The organism is Micromonospora sp. NPDC005299 (genome assembly GCF_042872345.1).
In the GTDB taxonomy this organism is placed as follows: domain Bacteria; phylum Actinomycetota; class Actinomycetes; order Mycobacteriales; family Micromonosporaceae; genus Micromonospora.
In genome coordinates, this window is the sequence record NZ_JBIAKG010000003.1 from 733236 (window position 1) to 757631 (window position 24396).

At 75.5% G+C, this 24396-nt stretch carries 19 protein-coding genes; 8 read left to right on the forward strand and 11 right to left on the reverse strand.

Annotation, left to right across the window (positions count from 1 at the left end; all coding sequences use genetic code 11):
• Nucleotides 1-23: 23 nt before the first annotated feature.
• The gene (locus ACFYPD_RS12955; protein ID WP_387112237.1) at nt 24-1919 is read left to right on the forward strand and encodes a BTAD domain-containing putative transcriptional regulator; all 1896 of its coding nucleotides are present in this window, start codon (nt 24-26) and stop codon (nt 1917-1919) included.
• Here ACFYPD_RS12955 and ACFYPD_RS12960 read toward each other — a convergent pair.
• The gene (locus ACFYPD_RS12960) at nt 1883-2806 is read right to left on the reverse strand and encodes a hypothetical protein (protein ID WP_387112240.1); all 924 of its coding nucleotides are present in this window, start codon (nt 2804-2806) and stop codon (nt 1883-1885) included. The genes ACFYPD_RS12955 and ACFYPD_RS12960 overlap by 37 nt on opposite strands.
• 69 nt (nt 2807-2875) lie before the next feature.
• Between ACFYPD_RS12960 and ACFYPD_RS12965 the strand changes: the two genes are divergently transcribed.
• On the forward strand, nt 2876-3550 hold the full coding sequence (locus ACFYPD_RS12965) for a winged helix-turn-helix transcriptional regulator (protein WP_387112243.1): 675 nt from the start codon (nt 2876-2878) through the stop codon (nt 3548-3550).
• A 5-nt stretch (nt 3551-3555) separates the two neighbouring features.
• Here the strand turns inward: ACFYPD_RS12965 and ACFYPD_RS12970 are convergent, their stop codons facing one another.
• From ACFYPD_RS12970 to ACFYPD_RS12995, 6 genes are read right to left on the reverse strand one after another with little or no spacing between them, the layout of a single operon-like run.
• Nucleotides 3556-4215, reverse strand: a complete 660-nt coding sequence (locus ACFYPD_RS12970) for an NADPH-dependent F420 reductase (RefSeq protein WP_387112246.1) — start codon at nt 4213-4215, stop codon at nt 3556-3558.
• Nucleotides 4212-4646, reverse strand: a complete 435-nt coding sequence (locus tag ACFYPD_RS12975; RefSeq protein ID WP_387112249.1) for an acyl-CoA thioesterase — start codon at nt 4644-4646, stop codon at nt 4212-4214. Before ACFYPD_RS12975 ends, ACFYPD_RS12970 begins: the two co-directional genes overlap by 4 nt.
• 4 nt (nt 4647-4650) lie before the next feature.
• Nucleotides 4651-10377, reverse strand: coding sequence for an SDR family NAD(P)-dependent oxidoreductase (locus ACFYPD_RS12980; RefSeq protein WP_387112252.1), 5727 nt, complete (start codon nt 10375-10377; stop codon nt 4651-4653).
• Nucleotides 10378-10413: 36 nt separating this feature from the next.
• Nucleotides 10414-11400: an enediyne biosynthesis protein UnbU gene (locus ACFYPD_RS12985; RefSeq protein WP_387112255.1), complete on the reverse strand. Its 987-nt coding sequence runs from the start codon at nt 11398-11400 to the stop codon at nt 10414-10416.
• Nucleotides 11401-11429: 29 nt separating this feature from the next.
• On the reverse strand, nt 11430-13328 hold the full coding sequence (locus ACFYPD_RS12990; RefSeq protein WP_387112257.1) for a CRTAC1 family protein: 1899 nt from the start codon (nt 13326-13328) through the stop codon (nt 11430-11432).
• Between the two features lie 59 nt (nt 13329-13387).
• Entirely contained in the window at nt 13388-14374 is a 987-nt protein-coding gene (locus ACFYPD_RS12995; protein ID WP_387112260.1) for a DUF1702 family protein, read from the reverse strand.
• 201 nt (nt 14375-14575) lie between these two features.
• On the opposite strand from ACFYPD_RS12995, the gene ACFYPD_RS13000 reads away from it, so the two are divergent.
• The 3 genes from ACFYPD_RS13000 to ACFYPD_RS13010 are packed head-to-tail and all read left to right on the forward strand — an operon-like array spanning nt 14576 to nt 18152.
• Entirely contained in the window at nt 14576-16453 is a 1878-nt protein-coding gene (locus tag ACFYPD_RS13000) for an ATP-binding protein (protein WP_387112263.1), read from the forward strand.
• On the forward strand, nt 16454-17050 hold the full coding sequence (locus ACFYPD_RS13005; RefSeq protein WP_387112266.1) for an NTP transferase domain-containing protein: 597 nt from the start codon (nt 16454-16456) through the stop codon (nt 17048-17050).
• On the forward strand, nt 17043-18152 hold the full coding sequence (locus tag ACFYPD_RS13010; protein ID WP_387112268.1) for an XdhC family protein: 1110 nt from the start codon (nt 17043-17045) through the stop codon (nt 18150-18152). The genes ACFYPD_RS13005 and ACFYPD_RS13010 overlap by 8 nt, the downstream gene beginning before the upstream one ends.
• A 10-nt stretch (nt 18153-18162) precedes the next feature.
• Here the strand turns inward: ACFYPD_RS13010 and argS are convergent, their stop codons facing one another.
• The 4 genes from argS to ACFYPD_RS13030 form a co-directional block, all read right to left on the reverse strand.
• Nucleotides 18163-19881, reverse strand: coding sequence for an arginine--tRNA ligase (gene argS / locus ACFYPD_RS13015; protein WP_387112270.1), 1719 nt, complete (start codon nt 19879-19881; stop codon nt 18163-18165).
• A gap of 282 nt (nt 19882-20163) precedes the next feature.
• A complete protein-coding gene (gene trpS / locus ACFYPD_RS13020) occupies nt 20164-21222 on the reverse strand; it encodes a tryptophan--tRNA ligase (protein ID WP_387112273.1) in 1059 nt (352 codons plus the stop codon).
• A 90-nt stretch (nt 21223-21312) separates the two neighbouring features.
• Nucleotides 21313-21480: a hypothetical protein gene (locus tag ACFYPD_RS13025; protein ID WP_387112276.1), complete on the reverse strand. Its 168-nt coding sequence runs from the start codon at nt 21478-21480 to the stop codon at nt 21313-21315.
• A 53-nt stretch (nt 21481-21533) separates the two neighbouring features.
• The gene (locus tag ACFYPD_RS13030; protein ID WP_387112278.1) at nt 21534-21980 is read right to left on the reverse strand and encodes a PRC-barrel domain-containing protein; all 447 of its coding nucleotides are present in this window, start codon (nt 21978-21980) and stop codon (nt 21534-21536) included.
• A 287-nt stretch (nt 21981-22267) separates the two neighbouring features.
• Here ACFYPD_RS13030 and ACFYPD_RS13035 point away from each other — a divergent pair, with 287 nt between their 5' ends.
• From ACFYPD_RS13035 to ACFYPD_RS13045, 3 genes are all read left to right on the forward strand, one after another.
• Nucleotides 22268-22735 (forward strand): hypothetical protein, encoded by a 468-nt coding sequence (locus ACFYPD_RS13035; protein WP_387112280.1) that lies wholly within the window; start codon nt 22268-22270, stop codon nt 22733-22735.
• 70 nt (nt 22736-22805) lie between these two features.
• A complete protein-coding gene (locus ACFYPD_RS13040; protein WP_387112283.1) occupies nt 22806-23366 on the forward strand; it encodes an alpha-ketoglutarate-dependent dioxygenase AlkB in 561 nt (186 codons plus the stop codon).
• A gap of 38 nt (nt 23367-23404) precedes the next feature.
• Nucleotides 23405-23659 carry an SCO4848 family membrane protein gene (locus ACFYPD_RS13045; protein WP_387112286.1) on the forward strand — a complete coding sequence of 85 codons (255 nt, stop codon included), beginning with the start codon at nt 23405-23407 and terminating at the stop codon, nt 23657-23659.
• Nucleotides 23660-24396 lie beyond the last annotated feature (737 nt).

Sequence of the window (24396 nt, forward strand, 5' to 3'; positions counted from 1 at the left end):
CCTCTTGATGGGGGGAGGCGACGATGGGCGCTGCCGTGAACACTGTCCGGATAAGGGTTTTGGGCCCGGTCGCCGCGTTCCGCGACACCACGGAGGTCCCGTTGGGCCCGTCCCGGCAGCGCGCGGTCCTCGGCTGTCTCGCCCTGCATCCCGGGCAGCCGGTGCCGCTCGGCGCGCTCACCGAGGCGGTCTGGGGTGACGACGCCCCGGCCAGCGGCGACCATCTCGTCCGGACGTACGTGGCCCGGCTGCGCCAGGTGCTGGAGCCGGACACCGCGCCGCGCGCCCGGACCAACGTCATCGCCTCGGTGCCCGGCGGCTACCGGCTCGACGTGCCGCCGGAACGCGTCGACGCGTCGCACTTCCAGCAGCTCCTCGGCCGGGCCCGCGCCCGGCAGGCGGCCGGTGACCCGCACGAGGCCTTCGAACTGCTCGACGCGGCGCTCGGGCTCTGGCAGGACCCGACCCTCGCCGACCTCGGCGGCCTGCTGGCCAGTCCCCGACACCTCACCGCGCTGCGCGACGACTGGGTCGACGCCGGCCTGCGTCACGTCACGGTGGGCCTGACCCTCGGGCAGGCGTCGGTGGTGCTGCCGGTGGCCCAGCAGCTCGCGGCCGTCGAGCCGCTCCAGGAGGCGGTGCAGGCCCGCTACCTGGAGGCGCTCACCCGCAGCGGGCAGCGGGCCGCCGCCGTGCACCACTACCTGAACGTCCGGGCCCGCCTCCGCGCCGAACTCGGGGTGGAGCCGGGCCCGGAGCTGCGCCGGATGTACGCGGCCCTGCTGCACGCCGGTGACGAGCCGGAGCCGGGCGTCGAACCGCCCGCCCCGGCCGCCCCGGACGCGGGGCCACCCGACCGGCGGCCCGGTTGGCGCGGTCCCGGCCCGGCCATCGGTCCGCTGATCGGCCGGGAGGACGACGTCGCCCGCTGCGCCACGCTGCTGGTCGCGCACCGGCACGTCACGATCGTCGGGCCGGCCGGCTGCGGCAAGTCGGCCACCGGGCTGGCGGTCGCCGAACGGGTCGCGGCCGCGTTCCCCGAGGGGGTGGCCACGGTCGACGCGGCCGAGGCGCGGGACTGCGGCGAGGTGCTGCGCCTGCTGGCCGAGACGCTGGAGCTGCCGGGGCCGACCGCCGACCCGCTGCGCGCCGTCGGGGACCAGCGGATGCTGCTGGTGCTCAACGACGTCGAGCACCTCGGCGCCCGGGCCGGCGAGATGGTGGAGCACGCGCTGCACCGCTGCCCGCGTACGGCCATGCTGGTCACCTCGCGCCGCCGGCTCGGGCTCGCCCACGAGGCGGTGTTCCGGCTGGCGCCGCTGCCGCTGCCCGAGGTCGACACCCCGGACGCGCTGACCGACAACCCCGCCGTCCGCCTCTTCGCCCACCGGGCCGGGCTGGTCCGGCCCGGTTTCCGCCTCTCCCCGGCGGACGCCGTCACCGTGGCGCGGATCTGCCGCGGGCTGGACGGCCTGCCGCTGGCCATCGAACTCGCCGCCGCCTGCCTCTACACCGACAGCCTCGACGGGGTGCTGCGCCGGGTCGACGACCCGCTGGACGAGCTGCGGCCGCAGCGGCGTGGCCATCCGCAGCACCACCGCTCCCTGCGTGCCGCGCTGCACCGCAGCCTGGCGGCACTCGCCCCGGTCGACCGGGCCTGCCTGGTCCGGCTCGGCGGCGGGGACCGGTGCTTCTCGCTGGGCGAGGCGGCCGCCCGCTGCGCCGACCTGGTCCCCCCGGCCCGGCTCCGGGCCGTGCTGGACCGGCTGGTCGACGAGTCCCTGCTGGACCCGAAGCCCGGGCCCGACGGCCCGCGCTTCCGGCTGCTCCGCACGGTGGCGCTGGCGGCGGCCACCGGGGCGGAGAGCGGAGCCGGGGAGCATCAGGCGTTCCACGGCATGGTCGGGAACCAGCCGTAGCCGAACATGGCCGGCAGGCGGACATCCCAGTAGAAGACCAGGAACGCGCCCAGCGCCAGGAGGCTGACCCCGACCAGCAGAGCGGCCCGGCCGGGGCGGGACAGCCAGCGCTGGAAGGCGCCGCGGGTGCCGAGCACCAGCACCAGGGCCAGCACCGCCATGATCAGCACGTTGCCGAGCGACTGGAGCACCAGCACCAGCGCGCCGTAGAACGGGTTGTGGCTCTCCACGGCCTGCTCCAGCAGCTTGTGGAACAGCGGGTACGGGCGGCCCACCAGGAAGCCGCCGACCAGCGCGCCGAGCGTCACCAGCCGGGCCACCGGCCGGCCGGCGAACGGGTCGGGGAGCAGGCCCAGCGCGGCCAGCCCGAGCCAGGCGAAGGCCAGCCCGATCACGCCGAACACCACGGACGCCTGGACCAGCCGGACCGGGAGGCCGTCGCCCACGGTGTCGGTGGAGAGCTGTGGCAGCCGGGAGCCGATCAGGACGGCCAGGAAGCCGTACACCGCCGCCACCGAGACCAGCCCGAGGGCCAGCCAGCCCAGCGGGGTCAACGCGGCGGCCAGCCGGCCACGGCGCGGCCCGGCCGAGCACTCGGCGACATCCGGCAGCGCGCCGAACACGGCGATGTTGCAGGCGGTGAACGTGCCGGCGAACCCGGAGACGAAGGCGAACACCACCCCGGCCGCGGAGCCGGCGATGGCGCTCTGCTTGGCGTCGGTGCCGAGCACCGAGTTGGCGACGTTGTCGCCGATCACGTGGTCGACGAACTCGAACGACCAGAGCACGGCGAGCAGCAGGCCGCCGAGCACGCCGGCGACGGCGGCGACGGGTCGACGTCGGGTGGAGGTTAGTGCGGTACGAGTGGAGCTGGCGAGGGCGGTCATCTGGCGGTCCTCTCCGTGGCCGGAACCATGGAATAGTGAAGGGATGGAATGCCCGAAAGGGAGCGAGCGATGGGGCTGCTGAAGGACCGACGCACCTACGACCAACAGTGCGGACTGGCCTATGCGCTGGACGTTCTCGGCGAACGCTGGACGCTGCTGATCGTCCGGGAGCTACTGATCCGGCCCCGTCGCTACGGCGAACTCCTCGATGCTTTGCAAGGAATCGGCACCAACCTCCTGGCCGACCGGCTCGGCTTCCTCGTCGAAGCGGGGCTGGTCCGGCCGCTCGACCCGCAGCGGCGGACCGCGGGCTACGCGCTGACCGAGCTGGGTGAGCGGATGCGGGAGCCGGTGCTGAGCCTGGCCCGCTTCGGTCTGACCTACGCCGCCCACCAGCCGCCGCCGGCCGCCTCGGTGACCCGGCCGGCCTGGGCGATCCTGGCCACCGACGCGATGCTCGACGACGCCCGCGCCCCCGGCGTCGACGAGGTCTACGGCTTCGACGTCGACGGCGAGCAGTTCCACGTCGTGGTCGAGGGCGGCCGGGCGGTCCTGCACCCCACCGCCGCGTCGGAGCCGACCCTGCACGTGAAGACCGACGCGACGACGTTCTTCCAGCTCGGGGTGCGGCGGCTGGACCCGCTGGAGGCGGTGCTCGCCGGCTCGGTGCAGGTCTCCGGGCCGCCGGCCGCCATGTCGCGCTGCCTGCGGTTGCTCGGGCTGGCCGGCAACCCGCTCGGCTGACCCGGTCAGCCGGCCCGGCACGCCGTCTCCCGCACGGTACGGTCGCCGCTCGGCACTCCGATGTGGATGGACACCTGACCGCGCAGGCCCTGCCGGTCGCTGACCGCCATCAACAGCCCGGTCAGCGCCTCCAGGTGGCGGGCCGCCCGGATGCCCCCGGCGTCCAGTGGCGCGAAGCCCAGTGCCTCGGCCAGCGCGAAGACGTCCCGCACCGCCGCCGGATGGTCGGCGGCGACGGGCAGCGACACCGGCAGGCCGTTGACCCGGCAGCGGGCGAGCACCCCGGCCGGCACCGTGTTGAACGCCTTCGCCACCCGCCAGCCCTCGCCCGGGTGGCCCGGCCCGGCGGCCCGGTCGGCGGCGAGTTCAGCCAGCAGCTCGCCGCCGGAGCGGCCGGGCGGCACCAGCGGCGGCTCGCAGAACACCGGGTTGGTGGGGTCGACCAGGGTGCGGCCGCGGCCGCGCCGCCCGGCCGGCCCGCGCAGGAACTCGACCGCGGCCGGGAACGGCACCGCGAGCACCACCAGCGCGGCCCGGTCGAGCAGCCGGGCCACCCGGAGCGGGTCGCCCCGCCCCGGCACCAGGAGGGAGTGGCGGCCGGCCTGCCGGAGCGCCTCGGCCAGCCCACGGCCCATCCGGCCCTGGCCCAGGATGCCGACGGTCATCGGGCCACCACCGCGTACCGGCTCAGGGCCCGGCGCAGCTCGGCCGGGACCTCCACCGGTTCCAGGCCGTGCCCGCCCCGGCGCATGCAGGCCACCGTCTGGCGGCCCTGGGCCAGCAGCGTCGGCGGGCCGGGCGCCACCCGGACGTAGTCGAAGGACATCGCGATCCGGTGACCGTCCAGCCGGTCGAGCATCATCCGCACCTCGACCTCGTCGAAGGCGTTGCCCTCGGCGTAGAAGTCGGCGTGGCAGTCGACGGTCACCAGGGCCAGCCCGTCGGCCAGCGCGGCCATCACGCCGGGCGCGTGCTCGGCCAGGAAGTGCTCCCGGCAGTGCCCCTGCCAGTGCAGGTAGTGGGCGAAGTAGACGTTCCCCACCAGGTTCGTCTCGTCGAAGGTCACCACGTGCCGGTGGACGTAGCTGTCGGGCATCTCCTCACGCCTCCCCGTCGGCGTCCGTGGCGACGGCCAGGCTCACCGCGACCGGCCCGGGCGTCGCCGGCACGACCGTTCCGTACACCGCGTGCCGGCCGGCGTGCAGCGCCACCCAGCCGTCCGGTCCGGTCTCGTCGCGCAGCACCAGCGGGGCGTCCACCGCCGCGCCCGCCTTCACCAGCGCCTCCAGCGCGGTCCACACCCGGGTCCCGGCGGTTCCCGCGTCCTCACCGGTGAGCCGGGCCAGCGCCTCGGCGACCCGGGCCGCAGCCTCGGGCAACGGTGGGGTGGGGGTGACCGCCTCCCAGTCCACGCCGACCGGGCGGTCCGCCGTGGCGGTCAGCAGGTGCCCGTCGAGGTGGCTCACGCTGATCCCGCGCCAGCCCAGCGGCGTGGCCGGTACGCCGGGCCGGAGCCGGCCGGTCGCGTCGGCGCGTACCTCGCCGCCGAGCAGCCAGCCGGCCAGCGCCCGGCTGCGGTCCCGGTCGGTCCGCCCGGCCGGCGCGGCGGCCAGGTCCACCCGCAGCTCCGGCCGCCAGCGGCGCAGCCGACGGGCCACCAGCGGCCCGACCAGCTCGGTCGGCCAGACCGCGTTGTCCACCGGGCCGACCGCCCGCAGCCGCAGCCCGGTCCAGCGCTCCACCGGCGAGCCGTCCGCGTCGATGACGGTGAGGTCGAAGCGGAACTCGTCGCCCGTCTCGGCGACCTGTCGGGCGTGGACGGTCAGGGTGCCCTCCGGGCGGGCGTGGATGTCGATCCGGTCCACCCCGACCGGCAGCACCCGCCGGTCCGGCACGCACGCCTGGAGCAGGTGCAGGAAGGCGTCCCGCACCCCCGGGTCGCCCAGCTGCAGCCGCTGGTCGTGGAACCCGCCGAACCAGGTCCCCGCCTCGGCGTGCACCTCGGCCACGCACCGGTACGCGCTCAGCCCGTGGTAGCCGGCCACCCGCTGAAACCGGGGGCCGTGGAAGAAGGCCGGGCCGTAGAGCGGACCTCCGGGCACCAGCAGCCCGGTCGAGGGTGGCGGCACCGGCTCGCCCGAGGTCACCGCCCCGCCGTACGTGCCGGTGAGGTGGTCCACGGCGAAGCCGGTCTCGGCGCTGCGTACCGCCGCCCGGACCGTGCCGTCCGGGGCGGTCAGCGCGGCCACCCGGACCGGCCGGGGCTCCCGGTCGCCGACGGTCACCGGGCGGGTCAGCGCCACGTCCCGGATCACCGTGGGCACCTGCTTCGCGCCGAGCGCGGCGGCGGCCTGCGCCATCGCCTCCAGCCCGAGCACCGCGGGCAGCACGGCGGCGCCGTCGATCCGGTGGTCGTCCAGGTAGGGGTCGGCGCCGAGGGAGAGCCGCACCTCGGCGACCAGCTCCACGCAGGGCGTGCCGATCAGCCGCGACTCCAGGAAGCGGCCGTGCTCCTCGGCGCACTCGTCCCACTCCAGGGTGTCGCTCACCGGCAGCCGGCCGGCCACCAGCACCACCGGCGGCAGCGCGGGCGTGGCGAGCAGTTCCAGCAGCAGGCGGGTGCCCTCGTCCGGCGGGATCGGGCTGACCCCGCGCCGGAGCAGCCCGTCGAGCACGCCCAGTCGGACGCCCATCCCGGTCCCGGACCAGACCGACCACTCGATGCTCAGCCAGCGCACCTGCGGCACGGTGGCAGCCAGCTCGGCGCAGCGCCGGGAGAGGTACTCGTTGGCGGTGGCGTACGCGGCCTCGCCGGGGAGCCCCGCCCGGCCGATGACCGAGCCGAACGCCACGGCAAAGCGCAGCTCGTCGGCGTCCAACGCGGCCACCACGTGCTCGAAGCCGTACGCCTTCGGCGCGAGGGTGCGGTCCAGCTCCGCGGCGGTCAGCTCGGTCACCGGCACGGGCTCGTTGCGCCCGGCCGCGTGCAGCAGCCCGCGCACCGGGCCGTGCTCGGCGCGGACGGCGGTGACCGCCGCGCCCACCGCCGCCGGGTCGGTCAGGTCCACCGACCGGTAGACCGCGCCGGTGCGGCGTACCGCCTCGACCACCTCCGGGTCGTCGGCGGGGCTGCGGCCGAAGAGCACCAGCCGTGCCCCGGTGGCCTCGCCGAGGGCCGCCGCGCAGGCCGCCCCGATCCCCTTCGCGCCCCCGGTGACCAGGCAGACCTCGCCCGGGCCGAGCGGGATCCGCCGGTCGGTGCGGGGCTGCCCGTCCAGCAGCCGGGTCACCGGCACGGTGCGTACGCCGTCTGCGCCGTACACCACCTCCTGGTAGCCCGACCACTGCCGGGACGCCTCGGCGGCGGCCAGGCGGACCCCGGCCGGGCCCGGCGGGGTCTCCACGACCAGCACCGGCACGTCGGTCTCCGCAGCCAGGCTGCGGCCGACGGCCGCGCCGACGCCGCCGTGGTGCAGCACCACCAGCGGCCGGCCGTCGGTCGCTGCGGCGCGCAGCGCGGCGACCACGTCGGCGGTCGGGATGTCGGCGACCCCCGGCGGCAGGGCGAGCAGGCGGCCCGTCGGCGCCCTGGCGTCGACCCGGAACGCGGTCCGCACCGCCTCGGCGTGCGGGTGCCCGGCCAGCGGGCCGACCACCTCCCAGCGGGGCGCCTCGGCGGCCGGGGCGGCGGTGGCCGGCCGGGGCACCAGGTGGTGGCGGAACACCCGGACCCAGGGGCCGACCCCGGCCGCGGGCAGCTCGGCGGCGGGTTCGTCGGCGGTCGGCAGCCCCTCGATCGCGGCGGCGAACTCGCCCACCGTGGCGTTCGCCAGGGACAACGGCGTGGCGGGCAGCGCCCGGCCCAGTTCCCCGGCGATCTCGGCGGCGAGCTGACCGACCCGGATCGAGTTCAGGTGCAGGTCGGCGAGGAGTCGGGTGCCCGGGCCCACCTCGGCGGCCGGCAGTTCGGCCAGGTCCGCCACCCGGGCGGCGACCAGCTCGGGGGTGCTTCGGCCGTCGGCCGCACGGGCCGCCGGGACCGGCCGGGGGCGCGGGTCCGGCGTCGCGGGCCGGGACGCCGGCAGGGCCACCGCGGGTACCTCCCGCTCGCACGGGTTGACCAGGAAGTCCCGCTCCCGGTCGAGGTCGAACGGGCGGGTGAAGCGCGCGGCGAAGAAGGGCGTCACGTCGCCGACCGCACCGGCGGCGAAGAGGGCCGCGGTCCCGGCGGCCACGCCGGCCGCGCTCGCCGCGCCGACGTCCAGGCTGACCGCGGTACGCCCCGCAGCCTCGGCCAGCGCGGCGAGCATCTGCCCCGGGCCGACCTCGACCAGCAGGTCGGCGTCGAGCAGGCCGAGCGCCTCGCGGAACCGGACCGGCCCGGTGAGCTGCCGGACCAGCACCTCCACCGGGTCCTCGTCGGCCCACCACGCCCCGGTGACCGTGGACGCCACCGGCCGCTCCGGCCGCCGCCAGGGGATCCGCCCGGCCGCCCCGCGCAACGCCTCGGCGGCCGGCCCCATCAGCGGGGAGTGGAAGGCGTGCGAGACGGCCAGCGGAGTCGCCTCGATCCCGGCGCGCCGGGCGGCCGCGGCGACCCGGTCCAGCTCCGGGCGGGCGCCCGCCACCACCACGTGCCGCTCGCCGTTGTCCGCGGCCACCACCGCGCCGGTCCCGGCGGCCAGCTCCCGGGCGGCGGTCAGGTCGGCCCGGAGCGACAGCATCCCCGAGGGCACCTCCGTCGCGGTGGACATGGCCACACCGCGCGACCGGGCCAGGGCCAGGGCGTCCTCGGCGTCCAGCGCGCCGGCCCAGCTCAGCGCGGCCAGTTCGCCCAGGCTGTGGCCGAGCGCGCCGACCGGCCGGGCGCCGAGCCGGTCCAGCCAGCGGATCCCGGCCAGGCTGTCGGCCACGATGGCCGGCTGGGCCACCGCCGTGTCGGCCGGCACCGGCGGCGCGGCCCGCATTCGCTCCGGACCCCCGCCCGGCGACGCGGCGGCCGAATCAGGCCCGGAGGTGATCCGGGCGGCCGCGTCGTCGAGCAGCTGACCCAGCGCCCCCCGGTCGGCGTGCACCGGGGCGGCCTGGCCCGGGAAGAGCAGCCCCACCCGCAGCGCCCGGCCGACCACCAGGAACACGCCGTGACGCGGGTCGAGCAGGCGCCGGCCGCCCTCGGCCAGGTGCCCGAGCGCCCGGTCGACGGCGGCCACCAGCCCGTCGGCGTCGCGGACGACGGCGGCGAACCGGGCCGGGGCGTCCCCCCGGTGGCCGGCGGCGAGGCCGGCGGCCAGGTCGGTCAGCTCGGGGCGGGACAGCGCGGTCGCCGCCGCCCGGAGCCGGGTGAGCAGCCCGGTCAGCGCCGCCGCGTCCGGCGCCCCGCAGACCACCAGCTCGTGGTCGGGGTGCGGCCGGCCCAGCCGCCGCACGTGCGCGCTGAGCGGCCGGGGCGTCGACGCGGTCGTCCCGCCGAGCACCACGTGCGTGTTGATGCCACCGAAGCCCATGGCGCTGACCGAGGCGTACCGCTCGCCGGCCGGCCAGGGCCGGGCCTCGTCGACGACCCGCAGCCCACCACCCTCGGCGAGCAGCGGGTGCGGCCGGTGGCAGCCGGTGGTCGGCGGCAGCACCTCCCGGTGCACGGCCAGCACCGCCTTGATCAGACCGGCCACCCCGGCCGCCGCCTTGGTGTGCCCGATGTTCGCCTTGATGCTGCCCAGCACCGCCGGGGACGCGGCCGGTCCGCGTACGCCGAGCAGCGCCCGCAGTTCCGCCTCGTCGCCGACGGCGGTGCCGGTGCCGTGTCCCTCCACCAGCCGGACCGCGCCGGGCTCGATGCCGGCCCGGTCGTACGCCCGGCGCAGCGCCAGCCGCTGGCCGCTCTCCTCCGGCCGGGTCAGCCCGCCGCTGCCGTCGGACGAGGATGCCCAGCCGAGCAGCCGCCCGTACGGGCGCAGCCCCCGCTCCAGCGCGTACCCGGCCCGGGCGAGCACCACCACGCCGCAGCCCTCGCCGGGCAGGAACCCGGTGGGCCGGGCGTCGTACACCCGCATCTCGTCCCCGGCCAGCGCACCGACCCGGGAGAAGCCGACCAGCTCCAGTGGGTCGAGGCTGAGGTCCACCCCGCCGGCCAGCGCCACGTCGAGCTGGCCGGCGGCCACCGCCTCCGCCGCGGTGATCACCGCGAGCAGGGACGAGGCGCAGGCGCCGTCCACGGTGTAGCCGGTGCCGTGGAAGTCGAACTGGTTGCAGATCCGGCCGGCGATGGTGTTGGCCAGCGCGCCGGCCAGGGTCTCGTCGCCGGGGACCGGGAACGGCGCTTTGAACCGCTCCTCGACGCGGTCCAGCAGCGCCGCGACCTCGTCGGTCGCCAACCCCCCGTCGACCAGACCGGCGGCCACCGCCCGGCGCACGTACGGCCAGCGGATCCGCATGGCGGCGGCCCGGGAGAACTCGCCGGTCAGCGAGTTGCCGATGATCACGCCGATCCGGGACCGGTCGGTGCCGGTCCCCTCCGGCAGGCCGGCGTCGACCAGGGCGTCCGCGGCGGTCTCCAGCGCCAGCCAGTGGGACAGGTCCACGGCCCGGAAGGTGCTGCCCGGGATCCGGAAGCGGGCCCGGTCGAAGCGCCAGCCGTCCAGCACCGCGGCCCGGCGGACCGTGGTCCGGTCGGGGCCGTCGCCGCCGTACTCGGCCAGCGGCAGCCGGCCCGCCGGCAGCGGACGGAACGCCTGCCGCCGGTTGAGGACGTTCTCCCACAGCTGGGCCGGGTTGTCCGCCGCCGGGTAGCGGCAGGCCAGGCCCACGATCACCACGTCGTCGTCGACCATCACGGTCTCCTTGCGCTCGTACGAAAGGGGGTGCGGTCAGGCGGCGGGCACCGTCAGCTGACCCACGTCGACCGGGGTGGCGTCGGTCGGCCGGTCCCCGGCGGGCCGCTCGGGGGCCGGCGTCGGGGTGCCCTTCGTCCGGTCTCGGAGGTTGGCGCCGAGGATCACCAGGGCGCGCAGCCCGCAGACGATGACCAGCGCGAAGAACAGGCCGAAGGTGATGTGGGCGAGCACCAGCAGCCCGTAGACGGCCGCCGTGGCCAGGCCGAACACCACCTGCCGGCGCGGGGCGGCGGGCGTCGTGCCCGGGTCGGTGATCATGTAGTTGGTGAAGAGGATGAACGCGATCCCGGTCATCGGCAGCAGCGCGGCGGCCAGGTGCGCGTCGAAGAACACCGAGCGCAGCACCGCCTGGAGGACGAAGCCGCCGGCCCAGCCCAGGATCAGCGGCAGCCGCCGGGTCAACTTGCCGTTGAGCATGGTGCCCGCGGCCAGGATGGCCAGCGGGATCACCACGTCGACCGGCCCGTCCACGTCCTCGCTGAAGTGGTACGGCGGGGCGATGCTGACCCAGCTGAACAGGATCAGCGTCACGCTGATGCCGAAGTTGCTCGGGTTGAGCACGTGCCGCAGGCTGCCGCGGACCCGCAGCCGGATGACGTACTTGCTGCTCACGGCGACCGCGGCGGCGAACATGGTGGGCGCCAGGCTCTGGTTGCCGTAGAGCAGCATGGCGCAGGCCAGGCCGGCGATGTGCGCGGGCAGCAGGAAGTTCAGCAGCGCGACCGGCCCGCCCCGGTAGCGCTCGGGGCGCCCGGTGGCGCGCGCCTCGACCGTCTCCAGCAGCAGGTCCACCGTGTACGCGGTGAGCACCGCCACGACCGGCGTGACGTACGCCTGCTCGAAGCCGAGCAGCAGGTGCCCGACGATGTTGAAGACGGTGATGGACAGCGCGAACCGGCGCAGCGCCGTGATCCGTGGGTCCGGTCGGTTCGCCGTTCGGGGAGTGGCCTGTTCGGACACGGTCGACCTCCTGAGGGCTCGACGGTCGGCTACGCGGTCGGGGCGAGCACGAGGCTGTGCCACCCGGGGTTCAGGGACCTGGTCATGGCGTGCTGGCCGGCGCCGTCGCGCCAGGTCACCGTGACGCTCACCGGGCCGGACGAGTCGCCGAGCCCGAAGAGCAGGTCGGGGGAGTTGCCGCCGGTGTGACCGTTGGCGGGGTAGAGCTGGCCGGTCAGCGCGGTGCCGTCGGCCTTGCGCACCTGGACCGTCGCGCCGACCGCGGGCCGGGGCTTCCCGCCGGCGGCGCCGGCCGGGAGCAGCAGTTGCAGGCCGAGGTGGGCGCGGGCCGGGCCGGTGTTGTGCAGGAACTGGGACCGGGCCCACTGGTTGGCCACCACCAGGTCGAGCCGCCCGTCGTGGTCGACGTCGCCGACGGCCAGGCCGCGGGTGGTGGCGTGCTGCCGGAAGGCGAGCCGGTCGGAGACGTCCACGTAGCGGCCGTCGTCGCCGCGGACGAAGAACGGGTTGCGCTGGTGCCCGGCGATGTCGTCGCCGTCGCGGAAGTTCGGCCAGGCGTACGGGTACTGGAGGAACACGTCGTTGCCCATGGCCAGCTCCTGGAGCTCGGCCCAGCGGTTCACCGTGCCGCGCAGGAAGCCCAGCGCCTGGACGATCTCGTCGGTGCCGTCGCCGTCGAAGTCGGCCACCTTGATGTCCCATGCCCAGCCGGTGCGCGCCAGGCCCAGCCGCTGGCTCTCGTCCCGGTAGGGGGCGTGGTCGGTGAGCGGGGCGGCGTCGGTGCTGACGAACGCGAAGTTGCTCTCCTGGAGGGCGTACGGGGTGGTGATGTTGCTGACCAGGATGTCCGGCCGCAGGTCGGCGTTGAGGTCGGTGAAGGCGACGCCCATGCTCTTGAACGAGTCGTTGCCGAGCACCTTGGACTTCGGCATGTCCGCGTCGCGCCGGCCGGGCAGCTCGGCGAACCGGATCCGGCCCGGCTGGGACACGTTGTGCAGCAGGTAGTCCCGGCCGAAGTCGTTGGCCACGTACACCTCGGGCAGGCTGTCGCCGTCCAGGTCCTGGCCGCCGATGGCCAGGGTCCAGGAGTGGGCCTGCTCGTCGGTGAGGGCCGAGGAGGCGTCCGCGTACGCCGGGCGGGCCGGGCCGCCGGCCACCGGGGTGAGCCCGGTGAAGCGCAGGATCCGGTTGCGTCCGCCGTTGCGGGCCCAGGACATCGAGTCCTGCATCCGCATCCGCGGGTCGTCCTTCGCGGCCGGGTCGAGCACCCGCGCCCCGTCCGGGAAGTAGTTGCCGACCACGATGTCGAGGTGGCCGTCGCCGTCCAGGTCGAGCACGTTGGCGGTGGTGCTGTTCCACAGTTCGGTGGGGTGGTCGGTGACGTCGACGGCGGTGAACGCGGCCGGCCCGAACGGCACGTCGGCGCGCTGCAACCAGGCCAGCGGCGCCCGGCCCCAGTAGTAGACCAGCACGTCGAGCCGGCCGTCCTCGTTCAGGTCGGCGGTCGCGCAGCCCATCGGCGCGGTGGTTCGCGCGTCGTACGCCACCCCGGCGGGGCGCAGCGGGAAGGCCGGGTAGCGGGCGGCCCGGTCCGGGGTCGGGGTGACGCTCACCGAGTCGTCCCGGGGGTCGACGAGGCACGTGTCGTTGGGCAGGCCGTCCCCGTCGAGGTCGGCCAGCGCCGCGCCGGCGCCGACGGAGGAGATCCAGGCCCGCAGGTGTTCCAGGGCGGGTTCCACGACCCGCTGGGTGCGGGCGCCGGCCGGGTCGGCGTTCAGGTCGCCGACCGTGAAGGCGAACCGCCCGGCGAGGGCCCGCCGGTCGGCGGCGCTCGCGTCCGGTAGCCGGCTGGCCAGCCCGAGGGTCGTGGCGATCAGGACGGCCAGCAGCGGGGCGATGATCCTGCGGGTGCGATGGGGACTGGGCATGGCGGCTCCTTGTCGCAGGTGCAGCGGGTGGGGGCGCGGGGTCGGCGGCGGACGCGCGCTCAGCCGGCGACGTGCCGGGCGGCGAGCCGCTGGACGCGGGCCCGCCACTCGCCGTAGTCCGCCGGGGTGGCGCCGGCCCGGTCCAGGCCGTGCCGGGCCTGCCAGGTCCACTCGGCGGCGCTGTCCGCGGACACCCCGGTCAGGGTCCGGGCGGCCCCGTCGACCGCCGGGCCGGCCGTGCCGTCCGCCCGCCGGGCCTCCGCCGCGAACGCGGCGCCCTGGGCGAGGGCCGGCCGGTGGTTGTCGGCGAGCCGGAGCAGCAGGGCGTGGTCGGCCGGGGAGACCCCGTTGGCGTACGTGGCGGCGAGGCCGACGCCGCTCCACACGTCGCCGCGGTGCGAGGCCGGCAGGCCGGCGATCCGCTCGGCCAGGGCGGCCGGGTCACCGCAGTCGCGGAACCAGAGGCAGCGGCCCAGCCCCTGGTAGCGGATGGCGCAGGTCGGGTCGCAGGGCTTCCGGTGCCGGCGCCAGCCGCCGAGGGTCGGATCCTTCTGGAAGAAGACCTTGAAAAAGCCATAGCCGTCGTACGCCAGCCAGCGGAGCAGGCCATTCTCCGATCCGAGCCGGCCGAGCCGCCCCAGCGCTCCGGCCGAGATGGCGTCCAGCTTCGCCAGCGCCCAGCCCGCGCCGACGTGCAGCAGATAGTCGTGGCGCGGGTGCCCGCGCAGTTGGGCGGCGAAGCGGCCGTGCCGCCGCGGGGACAGCCGGTCCAGCAGGACGGCCGACATGGCACACCCCTCGGCGGCGAATCCGTGCAGCTCAGCGGGGATGCCGTCCAGTGTGGTGGGTTGCCCGTACGGCGTGTCGAGGCCGCGGTTGTAGCCGTCGAGGAAGGCGGTGGCGGCGCGTTCCAGGATAGCTCTCGTCTCGGGTCGGTCGGTGCGGAAGCCGCGGTTGGCGAAGTCCACCAGGTCCGGACTGAGGGCCAGCCGGCTCCGCCAGCCGCCGGGTCGGTGCACCCCGTCCCGCGTGAGCGTCGATGTCATGTGCTCCCCCTTGGTCTGCGCCCGGCGCAAGTTCCACACCGGGGGCGGCAAACATGAAGCAGCCTGACACGAGCGGTATGCAGCATTCTTGAAGCGCATATAGTGGGACGCTCACGCCCCGCAACGGTTCATGTCTGGAAAGTGATCGCCGTAGTGCCTACGCTGCTGGGGAGACAGGCGACTGGAAGGATCACCGATCCCGTGAAACGTCAGCTGTCGGTCACCGTGCTCGACACGGTCCAGGTCCACGACGGCACCGCCCCGGTGGATCTCGGCCCGTCGAAGCAGCGTGCCCTGCTCGCCCTGCTGGCACTCCAGGTGGGCGAGAACATCCCCGTCGGCACGCTCGCCCTGGCCCTCTGGGGCGACAACCCCCCGCCCAGCGGCAGCCACCTCCTGCACACCTACGTGGCGCGGCTGCGGCGGGCGCTGGAACCCGGCTCGCCCCGGCACGCCCGGACCAACGTCATCGCCTCGTCGCCCCGGGCGTACCGGTTGCAGCTCTACGCCGACCAGGTCGACCTGACCCGGTTCCGCAGGCTCACCGAGGCCGCCCGGGAACTGGTCCGCCGGGACCGGCGGTCGGCCGCGTTCGAGTTGCTGGTCGCGGCCGTCGGCATCTGGACCGACCCCGACCTGGCCGACCTGCGGGCCCTGCTGCCCGGGGAGGAGACGGTCGCCGCGCTGCGCCGCGAATGGGTCAGCGCCTGCCTCGACCTGGTCACCCTCGGCCTCGAGCTGGACCGGCCGGCCGAGGTGCTGGCCACCGCCGAACACCTCGCCGCCGCCGAGCCGCTGCACGAGGCGGTGCAGGCGCGGCACCTCACCGTGCTGGCCCGCACCGGCCGGCGGGCGGCGGCCCTGGACCGGTTCGCCGGGATCCGCGCCCGGCTCGCCGCCGAACTGGGGATCGAGCCGGGCCCGGAGCTGACCGCCGCCCACCGCGAGCTGCGGCACGGCCCCGCCGCCGCCCGGCCGGAGACCCCGCCGGCCCGCTGCGTGGTCAGCCGGCCCCGGCCACCCTGGCGCGGCCCGCGCCCGGCCGCCACGGAGCTGATCGGCCGGGAGACCGACCTGGCCCGGCTGACCGGGCTGCTCACCGACCATCGGGTGGTCACCGTGGCCGGGCCGGCCGGCTGCGGCAAGTCCGCCCTGGCCCTGGCGGCCGCCCGCCGGGCCCACCCGGAGTACGCCGACGGCGTCCTCTCCGTCGACCTCGCCGCGGCCCGTACGCCCGAGGACGTCACCGGGGAGATCCGTCGGCTGCTGCGCCTGCCGGGCCCCCAGCGGGGCGGCGTGCCCCGGCTGCTGGCCGACCGTCACCTGCTGCTGGTGCTGGACAACGTGGACCATCTCACCGACATCTGCGCCGGGCTGGTCGACGACGTGGTGCAGGTGGGGCGCCGGGTGTCCGCGCTGGTCACCTCGCGGGAGCCGCTCGGCCTGGCGTACGAGTCGGTGTGGCGGCTGCCGCCGCTGCCGGCGCTCAGCACCGGCCCGGACGGCGTCCGGGGGATGCCGGCCGTGCAGCTCTTCGCCCGCCGGGCGGCCCAGGCGCGTCCCGGCTTCGAGGTGGGCGCGAAGGACGTCGGCACGGTGGCGGTGATCTGCGGTCTGCTCGACCGGCTCCCGCTCGCCGTCGAGCTGGCGGCCGACCGGATGGCCGACGAGAGCCTCGACGAGCTGCTGCGCCGGCTCGACGACCCGCTGACCACCCTGCGCCGGCCCGGCCGGCGGGGCCAACCGGCCCACCAGACCTCGCTGTCCGCAGCCCTCCAGCGCAGCCTGGACTGCCTCACCCCGGCCGAGCGCTGGTGCTTTGTGCGGCTCGGCGCGTTGCCCCGGCTCTTCGGCCTCGACGAGGTGGACCGGGTCTGCGGTGCCGCTCCCTGGTGGCGGCTGCGGACCAGTGTCGTGATCGACGGCCTGGTGGCGAAGTCCCTGGTGACGGTCCGCCACCACGCCGGCCGCCCCACGTACGCGATGCTGCGCACCGTGCACCAGTTCGCCGCCCGGCTGCTCGCCGGCGAGCTGGGCCAGTACGGTTCCGCCGCGGCGCTGTCCGGCCGGGCGGGTTGAGTGTCCGCGCCGCCCGCCCGCCCGGCCGGCGTGCTGCTCGCGGCCGGCGCCGGCCGCCGGTACGGCGGTCCGAAGGCGCTGGTCCGGCACGCCGACGGCCGGCTGCTGGTGGAGCGGGCGGCCGGGGTGCTGGCCGACGGCGGCTGCGCGCCCACCGTGGTGGTGCTCGGCGCGGCCGCGGCCGAGGTGCGGGCCCACGCCGACCTGCCCGGCGCGGTGCTGGTGGACAACCGGGAGTGGGCCGGCGGGATGGGCTCCTCGCTGCGCGCCGGGCTGGCCGCGCTGGGTGGCACCGACGCACCGGCGGCGGTGGTGCTCCTGGTCGACCTGCCCGGCGTCACCGCCGCGGCGGTCCGCCGGGTGGCCCGGCACGCCACCGCCGACAGCCTGGTGACGGCCGGGTATCCGGCCGGCCGCCGGGGGCATCCCGTGCTGCTGGGCCGCCGGCACTGGCCCGGTGTGGCGGCGGTGGCGGTCGGCGACACGGGCGCCCGCGCCTACCTGCGGGCGCACCGCGACGAGGTCCGGGTGGTCGACTGCGCCGACGTGGCCGACGACGCCGACGTGGACCTGCCGCCGGGGCTGACGGATGCGTGACGTCCTGCCCGACCTGCTGCGCTGGTGGCGTGCCGGCGCGCCGGTCGGCATGGCCACGGTCACCCGCACCTGGCGCAGCGCCCCCCGCCGGCCGGGCGCCACGCTGCTGGTCGGCCCGGACGGCAGCGCGGTCGGCAGCGTCTCCGGCGGCTGCGTCGAGGCGGCGGTCTACGAACTGTGCCGGGAGGTCGTCGCCGACGCCACGCCCCGGCTGGTCCGCTTCGGGGTGAGCGACGACGACGCCCTGGCCGCCGGCCTGACCTGCGGCGGGACCGTCGAGCTGCACGTCGAGCGGGTCGACCGGTCGAGCTTCCCGCAGCTCGACCTGGTCGCCGCCGAGGTGGCCGCCGGCCGGCCGGTCGCGGTGGCGACCTGTGTGGGCGGCCCGCCCAGCCGGCGGGGTCGGCGGCTCGTGCTGGCCGCCGAGGGGCGGCACGGCAGCCTGGGCGCGCCGGCCGTGGACGCGGCGGTGGCCGCCGACGCGCAGGCGCTGCTGCGCGCCGGCCGCTCCGGCGTGGTCCGGCCCCGGCCGGCCGGGGAGGAGCTGTCCGTGCTGGTGGTGGCCCATCCGGCGCCGGCCCGGATGCTCGTCTTCGGTGCGATCGACTTCGCGGCCGCGGTGGCCCACGTCGGCCGGTTCCTCGGCTACCGGGTGACCGTCTGCGACGCCCGGCCGGTCTTCGCCACCGCTCGGCGGTTCCCGCAGGCGCACGAGGTGGTGGTCGACTGGCCGCACCGCTACCTGGCCGCCGAGGCCGCGGCCGGCCGGGTCGACGAGCGGACCGTGGTCTGCGTGCTCACCCACGACGCCCGGTTCGACGTGCCGGTCCTGCGCCACGCGCTGGACCTGCCGCTGGCGTACGTCGGGGCGATGGGCTCCCGGCGCACCGCCGAGGACCGGCGCCGCCGGCTGCGCGAGGCCGGGGTGGGTGACGCGGCGCTGGCCCGGCTGCACGCCCCGATCGGCCTGGACCTGGGCGGGCAGAGCCCGGAGGAGACCGCCGTCAGCATCGCCGCCGAGATCGTGGCGGTACGCCACGGCGGTCGCGGCGCCCCGCTCTCCGCGTTGACCGGCAGCATCCACGACGGCGCCGCCCGCTGAGGCCCCGCCCTCACAGCCGCTCCGGGGTGCGGATGCCGAGCAGGTGCAGGCCCTGCCGGAGCACCCGCGCGGTCAGGTCGCAGAGCACCAGCCGGCTCTCCCGGACCTGTTCGTCGGCCCGCAGCACCGGGCACTGCTCGTAGAACGCGCTGAACGCGGCGGCGAGCCGGGACAGGTAACCGGTCAGGTGGTGGAACTCCAGGTTCTCCGCCACCTCGCCGACCACCGTCCCGAAGCCGGCCAGCTCGAAGGCGAGCGCCCGCTCGGCCGGCTCGGCCAGGGAGATCCCCGCGTCCGGCCGGGCCGCCACCCCGCCGCGGCGGAAGATCGACCGGATCCGGGAGTACGCGTACTGGAGGTAGGGCGCGGTGTTGCCGTCCAGCGACAGCATCCGCTCCCAGTCCAGTACGTAGTCCCGGTGCCGGTCGCTGGAGAGGTCGGCGTACTTGACCGCGCCGATGCCGACCGCCCGGCCCACCTCGGCAGCCTCCGCCTCGCCCAGCTCCGGGTTCCGCTCGCGGGCCAGCGCGGTGGCCCGGGCGATTGCCTCCTCGAGCAGCCCGACCAGCTTCACCGACCCGCCGGCGCGGCTGCGCAGCATCCGTCCGTCCGGCCCGAGGATCGAGCCGAACCCGACGTGTTCGGCGCGGGCGGGCGGGGCCAGCCAACCGGCCTGCGCGGCGGCGGCGTAGACCATCTCGAAGTGCCGCCGCTGCGGCAGCCCGACCACGTAGAGCAGGCGGGTCGCGCCCAGCGTGCCGGTCCGGTGTCGGATCGCCGCCAGGTCGGTCGCTGGATAGCCGTACCCGCCGTCGGACTTGCGCACGATCAGCGGCAGCGGCTCACCGTCCCGGCCCACCGAGCCGGGCGGGAAGACGCAGGCCGCCCCGTCGCTCTCGCGCAGCAGCCCGAGCCGGTCCAGCTCCTCGACCACCGGGCCGAGCAGGTCGTTGTAGCTGCTCTCACCGTGGAAGTCCCGCTCGGTGAGGGTCACGTCGAGCAGGTCGTACACGGTCAGGAAGTAGCGCTCGGACTGCTCCACGAGCAGCCGCCACAGCCGCAGCGTCGCCGGGTCCCCTCCCTGCAACGCCACCACGCGCAGCCGGGACCGCTCGCGGAACGCCTCGTCGGCGTCGAACTTGGCCCGGGCCGCCTTGTAGAACGAGTCCAGGTCGCCCATGGACAGCTCCTGCACCGCCTCGGCCTCGCCCAGGTCGGCCAGGTGCTCGATCAGCATCCCGAAGGGCGTGCCCCAGTCGCCGAGGTGGTTGGCCCGCAGCACCCGGTGCCCCAGCCACTCCAGCAGCCGGGCCGCCGCGTCGCCGATCACGGTCGAGCGCAGGTGCCCGACGTGCATCTCCTTCGCCACGTTCGGCGCCGAGTAGTCGACTACCACGGTCTCCGGTGCGGTGGTCGCCGGCACCCCGAGCCGCGGGTCGGTGGCCAGCGCGGAGACCAGCCCGGCCAGGGCCTCGTCGGCGACGGTCAGGTTGAGGAAACCGGGACCGGACACCTCCGCCGCGCCGCACAGGTCCGCCAGCTCCGCGCGCTCCAGCACCTCGGCGGCGACGGCGCGCGGCGGCCGGCCGATCCGCCGGGCCAGCGCCAGCGCCGCGTCGGACTGGAAGTCCGCGCGCTGGGAGCGCCGCACGACCGGGTCGACCGGCACGCCGGCCACCGTCGCGAACGCCGGCGCCAGTCGGTCGGTCAGCAGTTTCTCCAGATCCATGGGTACGCCGATCTCGCTCGGATCCGCCGCACGCGGATCACGGGATGGGGATGCGGGCGGACCGAGGACGATCGGCGATGACCGGCGGCTCGATCCGCCGGTCGCAGTGAGGAATGCTCAGCGCAGGCGGTCGCGGGACCGCCGGCGTCGCAGCGCGCCGACCAGGACGTCGGGGGACGCCGTCGGGAACGCGTGCGAGCTGGTCATGCCGGCAGCCTAACCGGTCGGGCCGGGGGCGGCGCAAGGCCGTACCCGGGCCGACCGGCCGGCGTACCCGGAATCTCAGACCGGCGTGCCGGCGGCCTTGCGGTAGCGCTCTGCCCGCCGCCGCACCTGGGTGTACGCGCTGGTCAGGCCCATCGCCCGGCGGACCTCGACCAGGGTGCGGCGCACCTCGGCGCGGGTCCGCTCGGTGCCCTCGACGATCAGCTCGTCGACCAGGCCGGGCTGCCCCTCGAATCGGGCCCGCCGTTCCCGGACCGGGTCGAGGAACCGGTTGAGCGCGCCCGCCAGCTCCTCCTTGACCTCGACGTCGCCGACCCGGCCGGCCCGGTAGCGCGCCTTCAGCTCCTCGACCGTCGCCCGGTCCGGGTGGAACACGTCGAGGTACGCGAAGACGGGGTTCCCCTCGACCGTGCCCGGCACGTCGGCCCGGACCCGGTTCGGGTCGGTGTACATCCCCATGACCTTGCGCCGCACGGTTGCCGGGTCGTCGGAGAGCGCGATGGCGTTCCCCTTGCTCTTGCTCATCTTCCCGGCGCCGTCGGTGCCCACCAGGGTGGGCGTCTCCGACATGATCATTTCGGGTACGGGGAAGATTTCGCCGTAGAGGTGGTTGAAGCGCCGGGCGATCTCCCGGGTCACCTCAACGTGCGCGGCGTTGTCCTTGCCCACCGGCACGACCTGCCCCTTCACGCAGAGGATGTCGGCGGCCTGGAGGACGGGATAGCCGAGCAGTCCGTACGGCATCTCCTCCTTGCCGGCGTCCCGGCTCATCTCCTTGAGCGACGGGACCCGTTCCAGCCGGGGCACGGTGACCAGGTTCTGGAACAGGGTGTTCAGGTCGCCGACCTCGGGGATCGCCGACTGGAGGTAGAAGGTGGCCCGGTCCGGCTCGACGCCCGCGGCGAGGATGTCGGTGACCATCTCGCGGGCGTTGCGGGAGACCTGCTCGATGTCCTCGCGGCTGTTCCGCGTGGTGAGCATGTGCAGGTCGGCGATGATGAAGAAGCTCTCGTAGCGCTGGTGCAGCTTCACCCGGTTGGCGATGCTGCCGACGTAGTGGCCCAGGTGCAGCCGCCCGGTCGGGCGGTCACCGGTGAGCATCCGTGCTGCGGACATGGTCGTACGCCTCTCGTGGCTGTTCGGTGCAGGACGCGCGGGCGCGCGGGCGAGACCCGGGGTGTGCCCGGATCAGTGGGGGTTCGCTCGTCAGTGCGAGCGCCGCCATCGCCCGCCGGCGCGGAACCGCAGCCCACCGGCACGGAGGACGTCGAGGATCTGCTCCCGACCGTCGTCGACTCGGGTCGGGAGAACCGGAGCGGCAGCCGCCGGGAGACCGTCGAGGGTCTCCGGGGCGCAGGTGCTCGGCCGGACCATGCCTGACACGGTAGCCGGTCCACCGCTCTCCGCGCAGACCGGAAACGCCCTGCTCAGTCCCGCCGGTAGCTCTCGGCGTAGTAGTCGCCGACCTGCTCGCGATACTCGGCCCGGCCGAAGTCGTCCGGGTCGAAGGCCGGTGACTCCTTGACCTGATCCCGGGTCCGGTCGACGTGCACGACGCGCTCCCGGTGGTCGACCCGGGCCACCGTGCCGACCGGCAGCAGCACCTTCCGGCCGAAGATCCACGGCCCGGTGTCCACCACCAGGTAGCCCGCGCCGGCGTCCTCACTCGCCCGGTCGATCGCGCCGATCCGGCCGTCGGTCGCCTCCACCCGGTAGCCGGTGAGGTCGATCGGGGTGCCCGGGCCGGGAGCGTCGGGGCCGTCGTCGGCGGTGCTCTCCGACCGCTGCCGCGGCACGTCGTCCGGGCGGCTCTGCTTGTAGCCGCCCGCGAGGGCGGACGGGTCCCGCCAGATCCACGGATTGAACGGCTGCATGGTGGCCACCTCCGGGTGTCGTCGTATCTCCGTGTGAAACAGTGCCCGACGGGCGAATGCGGGAAACACGAATGCAATTCCGGATTCGTCGGGGACCAATTCTGCGAGATACCTCATAATCGGCGCCCGCCGATCAATTCCGTTGCTCCGGTGCAGGTGGTGAGCCTCGTCGCGGCCGGTCGGCACACCGGGACGCGGGCCGGAGTGTTCAGCGCGCACATTCGTCCGGGCCGGCGGCCACACCATTCTGATCCCGCATCCGTCGGCACCACGGAAAGGGAATGCAGATGCACAGGGTTGTTGGACGAATCGGGATGGCGACGGCCGGGGTGGCCGTCCTGGTGGCGATGGCGGGCACCGGCGCGCGGGCCGCCGTGGTCAACCCGTACACGCCGCAGGCGCTCTGCGGGCCCGGCTTCACCGCCGTCGACCAGGACCCGATCCACGACGCCGCCACCGGCGCGCGGCTCGGCACCGTCCACCTGCTCCGCAACCCCCTCACCGGGTACGGCTGCACGGTCACCCTCAAGTCCGCGTACGCCGGCACGCTCACCGGAACCCGCGTCTACCTCGACCCGGAGTGGACGACCTTCGGCGTGGACGAGGGCAGCCGGCGCTACGCCGCAGGCCCGGTCCACCTGTACCTCGGCGCCGGCTGCGCGATCTGGGGCGGCTCGATGACCGACCCCGCCGGCGTCGTCCACCAACACGACCGGGCGAACCCGGCGATCGGCGGGGCGGTCACCTGCTTGTGACCAGCGAGCGGCGGGCCGGATTCGCGCGGCGCGCGGGCCGGCCCGCCGTTACGGTCGCGGGGTGGGCAGGATGCGGGGAATCCACGAGCGGCCGGCGGGGCTCACCTACCAGCCGGACCTGGTCGACGACGACGAGGAACGTTCCCTGGTCGCCACCCTCGACGCGCTCGACTTCCACGAGGTCCGCATGCACGGGCAGATCGCCCGGCGGACCGTCCGGCACTTCGGCTACGACTACGACTACGGCTCCTTCCAGCTCACCGCCACCGAGGCGCTGCCGGTGGCGCTGCGCTGGGTGCGCGAGAGGTGCGCGGCCCTCGCCGGCGTCGACCCCGAGGCGCTCGCCCAGACGCTCGTCACCCGCTATCCGCCGGACTCCGTCATCGGCTGGCACCGGGACGCGCCCGCCTTCGGGCCGACGGTCGTCGGCCTTTCGCTGGGCTCCGCGTGCCTGTTGCGGTTCCAGCGGGGCACCGGGGAGAACCGCCGGGTGTACGAGCTGGAGCTCACGCCCCGCTCCGGGTACGCGCTCACCGGGGCGGCCCGGACCGCGTGGCAGCACAGCATCCCGCCGGTGCCGGCGCTGCGCTACTCGCTGACCTTCCGCATGCTCCGGTCCTCGCGCTCCTGACCTGACCTGCGGGGACCCCGCTGGCATACTGGCCAGCCATGGTGCTGTCGCGTGGCTGGTCGCTGTTCCTGGTCGGGGTCGGGGTCTGGACCTGGGTGATCTGGCCGAGGTTCGCGGTCGCCATCTGGAACGACCCGCGGGCGTGGTCGGCCGGCACGGTCGGCGAGGGCAGCCCCACCAGCTTCCTCTGGGTGCACGTGCTGCTCATCGCGGCCTCGTTGGCCATCGGCACGACCGTCGGGGTGCTCGGCATCCGGGGCTGGCTCGCGGCCCGCCGCCGGCCGACCGCCTGAGCGTCGCCTCCTGGCGCTGGCGAGTCGGATTTCCGTGGCCGCCCGGGAATGGGCAGGCCCCCGGAGGCGCTGTGTCTCCGGTACGCGGTCCGCCCGGCCCTGGTCGGAAGCGCGGATTTCGTCGCCGCCGCACGGTCGAGCAGGGAAGATAGCCCTGCGGTGATGATGTGACGCGGGACGCCACCGCTGGATTTGACGATCAAACCCGAGGCCGCGTAACTTTCTCTCTGCCAGCGCGGAACGGGGCAAACGGGACGAAGGTCCTGGGCCCCCGGACCGGGGATCGGCACCGGCACCGACGGGGTTACGCCTCGGCGGCACCGGGCCGGGCGGGGCTCGCCGAAACGCCGCAGGGCGGATTTGGCGGAGCGGAACCGACCGGGTAAGGTTGACGACCGGCAGGGCACCGGGCGAGCTAGCGGGAGACCGCAGCGGCCGGCCTGCCAAATCCGATGACCAAGCACAGCGGTTCGCCGCTGCGCAAGTTCAGCGGCGCTGACCCGTACGAAGCATGACAGACCGGGACACACGGTTTGACACGGCAGAGACGGTGAGGTAACGTAGTAAAAGCGCCCGGCGCGAGAGCGGCGGGTGTGGACGAACGAAATGCCCCGGATGGGGGTCCTGCTGGTGCGGGGTTTCCGATGGTGTGTGGTTGTTCTTTGAGAACTCAACAGGGTGCTTGATAAGCCAGTGCCAAATTGATTTATACCCCGGACTGGTCAGGCTGTGGTCTG